The sequence below is a fragment of the Ralstonia sp. A12 genome, assembly GCF_000801955.1.
Classification (GTDB): domain Bacteria; phylum Pseudomonadota; class Gammaproteobacteria; order Burkholderiales; family Burkholderiaceae; genus Ralstonia.
In genome coordinates, this window is the sequence record NZ_JSZO01000015.1 from 1 (window position 1) to 12,950 (window position 12,950).

12 protein-coding genes are annotated in these 12,950 nt (G+C 64.2%); 9 read left to right on the forward strand and 3 right to left on the reverse strand.

Annotated elements, in window-relative coordinates; all coding sequences use genetic code 11:
• Nucleotides 1-163 precede the first annotated feature (163 nt).
• Together PI87_RS18525 and PI87_RS18530 are read right to left on the reverse strand one after the other, a co-directional pair.
• A complete protein-coding gene (locus PI87_RS18525) occupies nt 164-1,030 on the reverse strand; it encodes a CHAD domain-containing protein (protein ID WP_039599202.1) in 867 nt (288 codons plus the stop codon).
• Between the two features lie 107 nt (nt 1,031-1,137).
• Nucleotides 1,138-1,968 (reverse strand): DeoR/GlpR family DNA-binding transcription regulator, encoded by an 831-nt coding sequence (locus PI87_RS18530; RefSeq protein WP_442965500.1) that lies wholly within the window; start codon nt 1,966-1,968, stop codon nt 1,138-1,140.
• A gap of 87 nt (nt 1,969-2,055) precedes the next feature.
• Here PI87_RS18530 and glpD point away from each other — a divergent pair, with 87 nt between their 5' ends.
• From glpD to glpK, 8 genes are all read left to right on the forward strand, one after another.
• Entirely contained in the window at nt 2,056-3,633 is a 1,578-nt protein-coding gene (gene glpD / locus PI87_RS18535) for a glycerol-3-phosphate dehydrogenase (protein WP_039599204.1), read from the forward strand.
• 78 nt (nt 3,634-3,711) lie between these two features.
• Nucleotides 3,712-4,830 (forward strand): ABC transporter ATP-binding protein, encoded by a 1,119-nt coding sequence (locus PI87_RS18540; RefSeq protein WP_039599205.1) that lies wholly within the window; start codon nt 3,712-3,714, stop codon nt 4,828-4,830.
• Entirely contained in the window at nt 4,817-5,926 is a 1,110-nt protein-coding gene (locus PI87_RS18545) for an ABC transporter ATP-binding protein (RefSeq protein WP_039599206.1), read from the forward strand. Before PI87_RS18540 ends, PI87_RS18545 begins: the two co-directional genes overlap by 14 nt.
• Nucleotides 5,923-6,813, forward strand: a complete 891-nt coding sequence (locus tag PI87_RS18550) for a carbohydrate ABC transporter permease (protein ID WP_021197336.1) — start codon at nt 5,923-5,925, stop codon at nt 6,811-6,813. Before PI87_RS18545 ends, PI87_RS18550 begins: the two co-directional genes overlap by 4 nt.
• Complete coding sequence (locus PI87_RS18555; RefSeq protein ID WP_039599207.1) at nt 6,806-7,633, forward strand: carbohydrate ABC transporter permease; 828 nt, start codon at nt 6,806-6,808, stop codon at nt 7,631-7,633. The genes PI87_RS18550 and PI87_RS18555 overlap by 8 nt, the downstream gene beginning before the upstream one ends.
• A gap of 23 nt (nt 7,634-7,656) precedes the next feature.
• Entirely contained in the window at nt 7,657-7,938 is a 282-nt protein-coding gene (locus tag PI87_RS18560) for a DUF2160 domain-containing protein (protein WP_039599208.1), read from the forward strand.
• 191 nt (nt 7,939-8,129) lie between these two features.
• Complete coding sequence (locus PI87_RS18565) at nt 8,130-9,866, forward strand: ABC transporter substrate-binding protein (RefSeq protein ID WP_039599209.1); 1,737 nt, start codon at nt 8,130-8,132, stop codon at nt 9,864-9,866.
• A gap of 111 nt (nt 9,867-9,977) precedes the next feature.
• Nucleotides 9,978-11,474, forward strand: coding sequence for a glycerol kinase GlpK (gene glpK, locus PI87_RS18570; RefSeq protein WP_039599210.1), 1,497 nt, complete (start codon nt 9,978-9,980; stop codon nt 11,472-11,474).
• Between the two features lie 67 nt (nt 11,475-11,541).
• On the opposite strand, the gene PI87_RS18575 is transcribed toward glpK, so the two are convergent.
• Nucleotides 11,542-11,913, reverse strand: coding sequence for a hypothetical protein (locus tag PI87_RS18575; RefSeq protein ID WP_039599211.1), 372 nt, complete (start codon nt 11,911-11,913; stop codon nt 11,542-11,544).
• 193 nt (nt 11,914-12,106) lie between these two features.
• On the opposite strand from PI87_RS18575, the gene PI87_RS18580 reads away from it, so the two are divergent.
• A complete protein-coding gene (locus PI87_RS18580; RefSeq protein WP_039599212.1) occupies nt 12,107-12,733 on the forward strand; it encodes a DUF1415 domain-containing protein in 627 nt (208 codons plus the stop codon).
• Nucleotides 12,734-12,950 lie beyond the last annotated feature (217 nt).

Below are 12,950 nucleotides of genomic sequence, written 5' to 3' on the forward strand. Positions count from 1 at the left end.
CGGCCGGAAACCCGCACCACATCTACTTCTCCACCGCTCCAACACCACCACCGTCGCTTTCGTTTCGGCGCTGTGTCGTGCAGCGAGGGGCGAACTATAGGCAAGTTCTTCGAAGTGCACAAGCCCTTTCTTTTTGTGGGGTCTTTCTGCACTTTTGAGGGGGTTACTCAGCCCCGTGATCGCGTATCCAGCGCAGCTGCTTGGCAGCACGCTTTCGCGCTGCACGGGCGCGTATGTGAAACGCGCTCACGAGGGAGGCGGGCGGGGGCTTCTTCACCGCCTCGGCGGCGCGCGCTAGGGAGACCCCCGCATCGTGTACCTCGCCCAGCGCATCCTGCAGCTTACGCAGATGGGCGCAGTAGCGGCTGGACGCTCGCACGCCGAGCGCCGGATAGAACGCTTCATATAGATAGCGCCACTGCTTGGCAGCAATGCGCGCCAAATGCAGGCGCGCGGACGACGCCCGCTTGGGCTGCTTGCCACGCCGAACCAGCTTCCTTCTGAGCACCTGCGCGCGAGCGCGGGCGAACTTGGTATGCGGCTGCGCTTTCAACTCGATCTGCCGCCGGAATGGCGCAACGACGTTTTCCAGCGCGTCGAGCGTACTCAAGACATCCGATGAAGCCAGCTCGGCCCGCAGCGCCCGCCAGGTGCGATTGCGGGCAGCGCGAGCCTTGGTGACTGCCGCCGCAATCCAGGCGTGACCGGCCCCATCGTCCCCAGACAGCGAGCCCTGGGCAGCGGGGAGCCAATCTAATAGGAGCACATCCCATTCGCGGACAGGACCAGTGCATGCCGCCAGCGCCCGCAGACGTGGTTTCCACTCCGCAGCGAACGCCTCCGGCAGAACCGGGGCGAATGTCACCCAGGCCGAGCGTAGCCGGCGCAACGTGACACGGAACTGATGGAGATCTTCGTCGCTGGGCCTGGGCGCTGCCAGCTTGGCCAGAGCGCTACGTAAAGCGACGACGTGTTCGACGACGATATCCGCGAAGATCGAAAGGAGTGCCGAATGTGAGTGCTCGCTCACGATGCTCCCCGGGTGGACGGCGTGGTGAGAATGACGGCGCGCGAGGTGCGCACCCTGTCATTTCACTGTAGTCGACCGGGCGAACACTGATGGGGGTCAGATCAAGCTCAGACCGCTTCGCTGGCGACGATGACCTCGACCTCGGCAGCACGGAAGACCTCCGCCATCGGCTCGGGCACAGGCACGTCGGTAAAGAACTTGTCGATCTGCGAAACGTGCCCGAGACGCACCACAGCGCGGCGACCGAACTTGGAGTGGTCGGCGGCGAGCCAGACTTCACGTGATTGCTCGATGATGGCCTGGGCAACGCGCACTTCGCGGTAGTCGTAGTCGAGCAGCGTGCCGTCTTCGTCGATGCTGGAGACGCCGATGATGCCGATGTCGACCCGGAACTGCTTCATGAAGTCGATCGTGGCCTCGCCGACGATGCCGCGGTCGCGGTTGCGCACCAGGCCGCCAGCGACGATGACTTCGGCATCGGGGCTGCCCGACAAGATCGATGCGACGTTCAGGTTGTTGGTGATGACGCGCAAGCCCTTGCGACCGACGAGCGCCTTGGAAATCTCTTCGGTGGTCGTCCCGATGTTGATGATGAGCGAGCGGCCGGGCTCGACATGGCGGGCGACCGCTTCGGCAATGCTGCGCTTGGCATCAATATGCAGGACCTGGCGCTGGTCGTAGTCGATGTTCTCGACCGACGACGGCAGGCCAACGCCGCCGTGGTAACGCGCCAGCAGGCGCTCGTCCTCAAGCTGGCGAATGTCGCGGCGGATGGTCTGGGTGGTGACGCCGAGCACACGGGCAAGCGCATCGACGGAGGCATCGCCGTGCTGGCGGACGTACTCAAGGATCTGGCGGTGGCGGGGAAGCATCAATTCATCAAATGAACATAAACGAACATATGTGAGCGAATTAGGCGATTCCCTATGTTGCTTTATTTTCGCCTTTCACTACACTATCCGCGAACGCGTCACCATTCGCAAGAATTCGCAACAAATGGCGCGTAAATCAACAGATTCCAACCCATGCAACTCTCTGACGCGTCGCATCTGGACTGTGATCTGCTGGTGGTCGGAGGCGGCATCAACGGCGTGGGTATCGCGCGTGATGCTGTGGGCCGTGGCCTGTCGGTGGTCTTGTGTGAAAAGGACGACCTGGCCCAGCACACCTCTTCGGCCTCGACCAAGCTGATCCACGGCGGGCTGCGTTACCTCGAATATTACGAATTCAGCCTCGTGCGCAAGGCGCTGCAGGAGCGCGAAGTGCTGCTGCGCGTGGCGCCGCACATCATGTGGCCGCTGCGCTTCGTGATGCCGCACGATGCTGCACAACGCCCGGCGTGGATGATCCGCGCGGGCCTCTTCTTATATGACCATCTGGCGCGTCGGCGTTTTCTGCCGGGCTCGGAGTCGATCAAGCTGGCGCGGCACCCGTCGGGCCAGCCGCTCAAGCCGGGTTACACGCGCGGTTTCGTCTATTCCGACGGCTGGGTGGATGACGCCCGCCTGGTGGTGCTCAACGCCCGTGACGCGGCTGACCGCGGCGCGCAGATCCTCACCCGCACACGCTGCCTGAACGCCGAGCGCCGCGCCGACGGCTGGCATGCCTCGCTAGCGGGACCGGACGGCATCCGCTCGGTGCGCGCCAAGGCCATCGTCAACGCGGCCGGGCCGTGGGCGGCAGACTTTGCCCGCTCCGCGCACGCGCTGCCGAGCACGCGCGGCCTGCGCCTGATCAAGGGCAGCCATATCGTCGTGCGGCGGATGTTCGATCACCCGTTCGCTTACATCTTCCAGAACCCGGACGGGCGGATCGTGTTTGCGATCCCCTACCAGAACGATTTCACGCTGATCGGCACGACCGACCTGGAATACAAGGGTTCGGTGGATCAGGTGGCCATCGACGCCGGCGAAATTCAATACCTGTGCGAAATGGCGAGCCGCTATTTCGAGCAACAACTCACGCCGGCGGATGTGGTGTGGACGTACTCGGGAGTCCGTCCGCTGCTGGATGACAGCGCCGCCAACGCCTCGGCCATCACGCGCGACTACCTGGTCGAGTGCGAAACCGGTGCCGACGGCAACAGCGCACCGCTCATCAACGTGTGGGGCGGCAAGATCACGACCTACCGCAAGCTGGCCGAAGAGGCGCTGGACCAACTGGCCCCGCACCTGCCTGCCGCTGGCAAGCCATCGTGGACGGCCACCGCATCCCTGCCGGGCGGGGACCTGGAAGCCCCGGGCCAGCTCGTCGCCGAATACACGTTCGACGAGTTCGTGACGCGCCTGCAAAAACGTTTGCCCTGGCTGCCGACCAAGCTGGCAACGCGCTATGCGCACCAGTATGGCACCCGCACGAACACGCTGCTGGCGGGCGCCGCGCGCCTGGAAGACCTGGGCGCGGAGGTGACGCCTGGTCTGTATGAAGCGGAAATCCGCTACCTGATCGAACACGAATGGGCCCGCACGGCGCAGGACATCCTGTGGCGGCGGACCAAGCTGGGGCTGTACGCCAGCGATGCCGACCGTAGCCGCCTGGAAGGCTGGCTGATGCGGCATCTGCCGGAGAACGAAGCCGCCCCGGTGGCAGAACGCGCCCCCTGAGGCAAGCGGCACAGCAGCAAACGGGCCGGGGGGCCCGCACACAGATCAAGAAGTAGAAGCAAAAGACGGGAGACACAATTGATTCTGGAACTGGACCAGGTTACGGCCATGGTCGGGGCGCAGACACATCTGTACCCGACCAGCCTGCGGCTGGCGCCCGGCGCGATCAACGTGCTGCTCGGGCCGACGCAAGCCGGCAAGACCACGCTGATGCGCATCATGGCCGGGCTGGACCGGCCGACCACCGGCCGCGTACTGGTCGACGGCAAGGACGTGACGGGCGTCGGGGTACGCGATCGCAATCTGGCGATGGTGTACCAGCAATTCATCAACTATCCGGCGATGACGGTGTACGACAACATCGCCTCGCCGCTGCGTCTGCAGGGCACCAACAAAGGCGAGATCGATACGCGCGTGCGCGCCGTCGCCGCCAAGCTGCATATCGAACACCTGCTGCAACGCCTGCCGGCCGAACTGTCGGGCGGCCAGCAGCAGCGCTGTGCACTGGCACGGGCGCTGGTTAAGCAAGCGCCGCTGGTGCTGCTGGACGAGCCGCTGGTCAACCTCGACTACAAGCTGCGCGAAGAACTGCGCGCCGAACTGGCCTCGCTCTTTGCCGATGGTGGCACGACCGTGGTGTACGCCACCACCGAGCCGCAGGAAGCCCTGCTGCTGGGCGGCCACACCGTCGTCATGCATGAAGGCCGCGTGCTGCAGTCAGGTCGGACGCTCGACATGTATGAAGTGCCGGTGTCGGTCAATGCCGCCGCCATCTTCAACGACCCGCCGATGAACGTGCTGGAAGCCACCGTGGCCGAAGGCAACCACATCCGCTTGCCGCAAGGCATCGACGTGCCCTGGACGCGCCCACTGCCGATGGCCACCGGCACGCGCTGCCGCATTGGCTTGCGCCCGAGCCACATCCGCCTGGCGCCGCGCAACGGCGGCAGCGTCGCCCTGCCAGGGGCGGTGGAGCTGGCCGAGCTGTCGGGTTCCGAGACGTATCTGCACGTGCGTGCGCATGCCGCCGGCCAGTCGAACAGCATCGGCCTGGTCGCGCAGTTGCCGGGCGTACATGAGTTCGAACTGGGTGCCGCGCTGGATGTGTTTGTCGATCCGGCTGAGCTGTTCCTGTTCGATGACGCGGGCAAGCTGGTGAGCGCGCCCAAGCAGGGAGACGCACATGGCGCGCATTGAATTCCGCAACCTGGGGCACAGCTATCGCCCCAACCCGCAAGCGCTGTCCGACTACGCGCTGCAGCCGATGAACATGACCTGGCGCGACGGCGGTGCGTATGCACTGCTGGGCCCGTCGGGCTGCGGCAAGTCCACGCTGCTGAACATCATCTCGGGGCTGCTGGTTCCCTCTGAAGGTCAGGTCTTGTTTGATGGCCAGGACGTGACGCACGCCAGCCCGCGCGAGCGCAACATCGCGCAGGTGTTCCAGTTCCCGGTCATCTACGACACGATGACCGTGTTCGACAACCTCGCCTTCCCGCTGCGCAACCGCAAGACGCCGGAAGCCGAAGTGAAGAAGCGCGTGGAAGAAGTGGCTGAGATTCTGGAGCTGCAGCACGCGCTCAAGCGCCGCGCCTCGGGCCTGGCAGCCGATGCCAAGCAGAAGATCTCGCTGGGCCGCGGCTTGGTGCGCAAGGACGTGGCGGCCATCCTGTTCGATGAGCCGCTCACCGTCATTGATCCGCACCTGAAGTGGCAACTGCGCCGCCAGCTCAAGAAGATTCACCAGCAACTGAAGCTCACGCTGATCTACGTGACGCACGACCAGGTGGAAGCGCTGACCTTTGCCGACGAGGTGGTCGTCATGACCGAAGGCAAGGTGGTGCAGCAAGGCGGGCCGGAAGCACTGTTCGAGCGACCGGACCACACCTTCGTCGGCTACTTCATCGGCAGCCCGGGCATGAACCTCTACCCGGTGACGGTGGATGGCGACGTGATCGCGCTGGGCGACCAGCGCCTGTCGGTGAGCCGCGACACGCTGTCTACGCTCAAGCACGCAAACGGTTCACTCAAGCTCGGCATCCGTCCGGAGTTCGTGCAACTGGCCGCGCCAGGCGAAGTCGGCACCGTGGCGGCCAATGTGCATCAGGTGCAGCAATTGGGTACGCACCAGTTGCTGACGGCCAGCCTGGGTGCGAATGGTGAAAAAACGGGCGGCCTGCCCATCAAGGCCAAGCTGCCCAACGAGATCGCCGTGACCGATTCGCGCGTGTGGCTGCGCCTGGATGCGCCGCAGACGCTGTACTACAGCAACGACGAGAGGATCGGCCGATGAACAAGCCGCTCAACAATAAGGCGTGGTTCCTGATCCTGCCGGTGTTCCTGTGCGTGGCGTTCTCCGCCATCCTGCCGCTGATGACGGTGGTGAACTACTCGGTGCAGGACATCATCAGCCCCGAGCAGCACGTGTTCGTGGGCGTGGACTGGTTCCGCCAGATCCTGCGCGATGGTGACTTGCAGGACGCCCTCACCCGCCAGCTGATCTTCTCGCTGTGCGTGCTGGCGGTGGAAATTCCGCTGGGTATCGGCCTGGCGCTGGCGATGCCGAGCAAGGGCTGGAAGGCCTCGGCGGCGCTGGTGGTGCTCGCCATGCCGCTGCTGATTCCCTGGAACGTGGTCGGCACGATCTGGCAGATCTTCGGGCGCTCCGACATCGGCCTGGCCGGCTACTGGCTCAACCAGATGGGCATCGATTACAACTACACGTCGCACTCGTTCGACGCGTGGATCACCGTGCTCATCATGGACGTCTGGCACTGGACGCCGCTGGTGGCGCTGCTGGCGTATGCCGGCCTGCGCTCGATTCCGGATGCGTTCTACCAGGCTGCGGAGATTGATGGCGCAAGCCGACTGGCCGTGTTCCGCTACATCCAGTTGCCGAAGATGCGCGGCGTGCTGATGATCGGCGTGCTGCTGCGCTTCATGGACAGCTTCATGATCTACACCGAGCCGTTCGTGCTGACCGGCGGCGGCCCCGGCAATGCCACGACCTTCCTGTCGCAGTACCTGACGCAGAAGGCGGTGGGCCAGTTCGATCTGGGCCCGGCGGCAGCGTTCTCGATCGTGTACTTCCTCATCATCCTGCTGTTCTGCTTCGTCCTCTACAACTGGATGCAGCGCATGGGCAGTGCCAGCACGGCCGTGGGAGACGACCATGCGTAATCAAAAGAACGAACATCAACGCAAGATCGCCCGCGCGATCACGCTCGTCATCTACGTGGCGTTTGCGGTGCTGCCGCTGTACTGGATGCTGAGCATGTCGCTCAAGACCAACGAGGAGACGCTGGCCGGCTTCTCGATCTGGCCGAAGCTCGTCACGTTCGACAACTACAAGATCATCTTCACCGACCCGTCGTGGTACTGGGGTTACATCAACTCCATCATCTACGTGACGATGAACACGGTGCTCTCGACCGTGGTGGCGCTGCCGGCAGCCTATGCCTTCTCGCGCTACCGCTTCCTGGGCGACAAGCACATGTTCTTCTGGCTGCTGACCAACCGCATGACGCCGCCCGCGGTGTTCCTGCTGCCGTTCTTCCAGCTGTATTCGACGGTCGGCCTGATGGACACCCACCTGGGCGTGGCGCTGGCACACATGCTGTTCAACGTGCCGCTGGCGGTGTGGATTCTGGAAGGCTTCATGTCTGGCATCCCGCGCGAGATTGATGAGACGGCCTATATCGACGGCTACAGCTTCCCCGCGTTCTTCCTGAAGATCTTCCTGCCGCTGATCAAGGCGGGCGTGGGCGTGACGGCGTTCTTCTGCTTCATGTTCAGCTGGGTGGAACTGCTGCTCGCACGCACACTCACCTCGGTGGATGCCAAGCCGATCACCGCGGTGATGACGCGCACGGTGTCGGCCTCGGGCATGGACTGGGGCGTGCTGGCAGCGGCCGGCGTGCTGACGATCATTCCCGGCGCGCTGGTGATCTGGTTTGTGCGGAACTACATCGCGAAGGGCTTCGCGATGGGCCGCGTCTAAAACAAGAAACGGGAGACACAGCCATGTTCAGCTGGATGGCCTGGACGCCCGAAGTGGCGATCTTCTTTGGCTGCATCGCCCTGATGCTGGCCGGCATGACGATCTGGGAGGTGACCCGCCCGACGGTGGAGCGCAAGGGCTTGCTGCCCATTGCCACCACGCGTGGCGACCGCCTCTTCATCGGCCTGTTGACGGCCGCATACATCAACCTGGCGTGGGTCGGCCTCGCATCGGAAGAGACCGGTGCCTGGGGCGGCTTCATCGCCTCGATGGTGGTGCTGCTCTTGATCCTGTGGCGCGGCTGAGCACGCCCGCACCACACACGCAGTTAGAAGGCAGTCTCGATTACGCAGGACCGGAAGTGTCGGCAGAATGCCGCGCTTCCACGCCCACACTGACGTACGGGCACACGCATTCCATCACGCTCCCCGCGTCGGAATGCCGGATGTTTTCGCTGCGGGGAGAACAACAAGCCAACAAGCACGAGGAGATACCGATGAAAACATCCTGGCGCATGACGCATCAGATCAGTGCGATTGCACTGGCGAGCGCCCTGGCGGTCGGCGCAGCACACGCCGGCGAAGCCGAAGCCAAGAAGTGGGTCAGCAGCGAATTCCAGCCCAGCACGCTGTCGCAAGACAAGCAAATGGCGGAAATGAAGTGGTTCATCGATGCCGCGGCCAAGCTCAAGGCCAAGGGCGTGACCGAGATCCACGTCGTGTCGGAAACGCTCGACGTGCATGCCTACGAATCGAAGACGCTGGCCAAGGCCTTCGAAGAAATCACCGGCATCAAGGTCAAGCACGACATCATGCAGGAAGGCGATGTCGTCGAAAAACTGCAGACCTCGATGCAGTCGGGCAAGAGCATCTATGACGGCTGGATCTCCGACTCTGACCTGATCGGCACGCACTACCGCTATGGCGTGGTGATGCCGCTGTCGGACTACATGACCGGCGAAGGCAAGGAGTTCACTAACCCGGGCCTGGACCTGAAGGATTTCATCGGCACGAGCTTCACCACCGCATCGGACGGCAAGCTGTACCAGCTGCCCGACCAGCAGTTCGCCAACCTGTACTGGTTCCGCGCCGACTGGTTTGCCCGCAAGGACCTGCAAGAGAAGTTCAAGGCCAAGTACGGCTACGACCTGGGCGTGCCCGTCAACTGGACGGCCTATGAAGACATCGCCAACTTCTTCACGAACGACGTGAAGGAACTGGACGGCAAGCGCGTCTACGGCCACATGGACTACGGCAAGAAGGATCCGTCGCTGGGCTGGCGCTTTACCGATGCGTGGCTGTCGATGGCCGGCTCCGCCGACAAGGGCATCCCGAACGGTCTGCCGGTCGACGAATGGGGTATCCGCGTGGAAGGCTGCGCACCGGTGGGCGCATCGATGTCGCGCGGCGGCGCCACCAACAGCCCTGCTGCCGTGTACGCCCTCACCAAGTACATCGACTGGATGAAGAAGTTCGCCCCGCCCGAGGCGACCGGCATGACCTTCAACGAAGCTGGCCCGGTGCCCGCACAAGGCCACATCGCCCAGCAGGTGTTCTGGTACAGCGCCTTCACCGCGCCGATGACCAAGCCGGGCCCGGTCGTGAACGCCGACGGCTCGCCCAAGTGGCGCATGGCCCCGTCGCCGCACGGCCCGTACTGGAAGGACGGCATGCAGAACGGCTACCAGGACGTCGGCTCGTGGACGTTCTTCAAGTCCACCCCGTTCGAGCGCCGCTCGGCTGCGTGGCTGTACGCGCAGTTCGTCACGTCGAAGACCGTGTCGCTCAAGAAGTCGATCACCGGCCTCACGTTCATTCGTGATTCGGACATCCACAGCGACTACTTCACCAAGAACGCAGCCAAGTACGGCGGCCTGATCGAGTTCTACCGCAGCCCGGCCCGCGTGGCCTGGACGCCGACCGGCAACAACGTGCCCGACTATCCGAAGCTGGCGCAGCTCTGGTGGAAGAACGTCGCCACGGCCGTGACCGCGGAGAAGACCCCGCAAGCCGCCATGGACAATCTGGCCAAGGAAATGGATCAGGTGATGGGTCGCCTGCAGCGCGCCGGCATGAAGAACTGCGCGCCCAAGCTGAACCCGGAAAGCGATCCGTCGAAGTGGCTGTCGGCTGAGCACGCCCCGTGGAAGAAGCTCGACAACGAGCGTCCGAAGGGTGAGACGGTGGCCTACGACAAGCTGCTGGCCGCCTGGAAGGAAGGCAAGGTGCGTTAAATCGCGTGTCCGCCGGTCGCCAACACGGGGCCGGCGGGCTACCATGCCTGCATCCGTTTCACCCACCGCCGGGCCGGCTGATCGTGCCCGGCGGTCACTCTTTTCTGCCTTATGGAATACCTCCTCGCGCTCGACCAGGGCACGTCCAGCTCACGTGCCATCGTCTTCAACCGTGCCGGCCAGATCGTGGCCAGCGCCCAGCAGGAGTTTCCGCAGCAATTTCCGCAGCCCGGCTGGGTTGAGCACGACCCGTTCGACATCTGGAACAGCCAGCTCGCCACCTGCCGCGCCGCACTCGAACAAGCCAAGCTGACGGCCGCCGACATGGCCGCGCTGGGCATCACCAATCAGCGCGAAACCACCGTGGTGTGGGAACGCGCCACCGGCAAACCCATCTTCAACGCGATCGTGTGGCAGGACCGCCGTACCGAGAGCATTTGCGAACGCCTGCGCGCCGAAGGCCTGGAAGACGAAGTGCGCAAGCGCACCGGCCTCGTCATCGACCCGTATTTCTCTGCCACCAAGCTGCGCTGGATTCTCGACCACGTGGACGGCGCCCGTGAGCGCGCTGCACGCGGCGAACTCGCCTTCGGCACGGTCGATAGCTGGATCGTGTGGCAACTCACGCGCGGCCGCCTGCACGTAACGGATGTGTCCAACGCGTCGCGCACGATGCTGTGGAACATCCACACCGGCCAGTGGGATGCCGACCTGATGCGCGCGCTCGACATCCACCCGAGCCTGCTGCCGGAGGTGCATCCATCTGCGTACCAGTTCGGGCAGACCGACGCCGACTGGCTCGGCGCCTCGCTCACCATTGGCGGCATTGCGGGGGACCAGCAATCCGCCCTGTTCGGGCAGGCGTGCTTCAAGCCCGGCATGGCCAAGAACACCTACGGTACTGGCTGCTTCATGTTGCTCAACACGGGCGACAAGGCCGTGCAATCGCACAACGGCCTGATCAGCACGGCCGCCTGCCAGAGCAGCACCAAGCGCAGCTACGCACTGGAAGGCAGCGTGTTTGTCGGCGGCGCGGTGGTGCAATGGCTGCGCGACGGCCTGCGCGCCATCCAGCGCTCGGCCGACGTGGAAGGCCTGGCTGCCTCGGTGCCCGATTCCGGCAACGTGGTGTTCGTGCCCTCTTTCACCGGCCTGGGCGCGCCGTACTGGGACCCAACCGCACAGGGCGCCATCGTTGGCCTGTCGCGCGGCACGACCATCGGCCATATTGCCCGCGCTGCGCTGGAGTCGATCGCCTTCCAGAGCACCGCGTTGCTGCAGGCCATGACGCGCGATGCCGTCTCCGCCATTTCGGAACTGCGCGTGGACGGCGGCGCCTCGGCCAACAACCTGCTGCTGCAATTCCAGGCCGACCTGCTGGGCATCCCCGTTGTGCGCCCCGAAATCATCGAGACCACCGCACTCGGCGCCGCCTACCTGGCCGGCATCGCCACCGGCTTCTATCAGGACGAGGCGGAAGTCGCCCAGCAATGGCGTGCCTCGCGCACCTTCCATCCGGTCATCAGCCGCGACGAGGCCCTGAGCCGCATGGCGCAGTGGGAAATGGCCGTCGCGCAGGTACGCCTGCCGACCACGCGCGGGCATTGAGCACCACGCACCGGCACAAAAAAAAGGCGACTCTCTGGTCGCCTTTCTTCATGGTGCAATCCACCGCTTACTTGCCTTCGCTGACTGGCGTCTGAGCGGGGCCGCCTTGCTCCATCATCTTCTCCTTACGTTCGGCTCGGGCCTCCTTCTTCTCGATCTTGCGATTGATCTTCGCGCCCTTCACCTCACTCTTGTAGGCACTCTTGGCTGCCGACTTGCGGGCCTTGTACTCATCGTGGGCGGCCTTGTCTTCGATGCGCTTTTGCACCAACGGGTCCGACGACGACGTTACGGGCTCCTGACCACTCGGCGCAGTCTGCACAGTGCCGGTGGTTTGCGGCGACGTCTGCGGTGCGGGTGTCATCTGGGCCAAGGCGGCCGACGCGGCGAGCGTGGCAGCCATGGCGAAAGCGATCCTGAATCCACGCTGTTCGATCATGGTTGGGCTCCTTCTCAGTTCATTCAGAGGGATGGACTGACCACATGAGCGGTGCGCGAGGCACCTCCCAGTGATCTCGGCGCACCTCAAAGCCGCACGCCGGATGCTGCAAGTCACAACACCCTTGTTGCCGCAAGAAGCGCTCCCGGGCCATCGACTACACTGCGCGCTGGTTTCTTTCTTCGGCTGCACCGTGTCTGACCGCGCTCCCAACTTCGTCCTGCTCGACCCACCCGCCGACGCCCTATCGCTGAGCGAAGACGCTGCCGCCGACCACGTCGCCCGCGTGCAGCGCTGGCTGGAAGACGCGGTGATCGGCCTGAACCTATGCCCGTTCGCCAAGGCCGTGCACGTCAAACGCCAGGTGCGCTACGCGGTGAGCCGCGCCACGATGGACGGCGACGTGCTCGACCACCTGCGCGCCGAAGCCGACCTGCTGCACAGCACGCCCGCCACTGAAGTCGACACCACGCTGCTGCTCGTCCCCGCGCTGGCCGACTTCTTCGATTTCCACACCCTCACCGAGCGCGCAGAAGCGTTGCTCGCCAAGGCCGGCTTCGAGGGTGAACTGCAACTCGCCAGCTTCCACCCCGACTTCGTCTTTGCTGATGCCGATCCGGACGACATCGCCAACGCCACCAACCGCGCACCCGCGCCGATTCTGCATCTGCTGCGCGAAGACAGCATCGCCCGCGCTGCCGCAGCCGTACCCGATGCAGCGAACATCTACGAGCGGAATATTGCGACGATGGAGCGGTTGGGGCCCGAAGGTTGGGCGGAGATGGTGGCGAGGTTCAGCGAGAAGCCGCGTCGCGGCTGACCGCCAGTCTCCGTGCGCCCCGCCCTGGCGCTCGCCAATGCGCCCAGACGGTTTGGCTGTACCTGCCCTTGATGGCGCCTTGAATTTTCGTAAGCGGGCGGAAAAAAGGTGGGGAACTGTTTGAGCGCAGCGAGTTTTCCCCGCCTCCGCCCGGTCACGAAAATTCAAGGGATGGGTCGCCATCTCGGGCGCGCATTTCTTTGCTTACTTTCTTTGG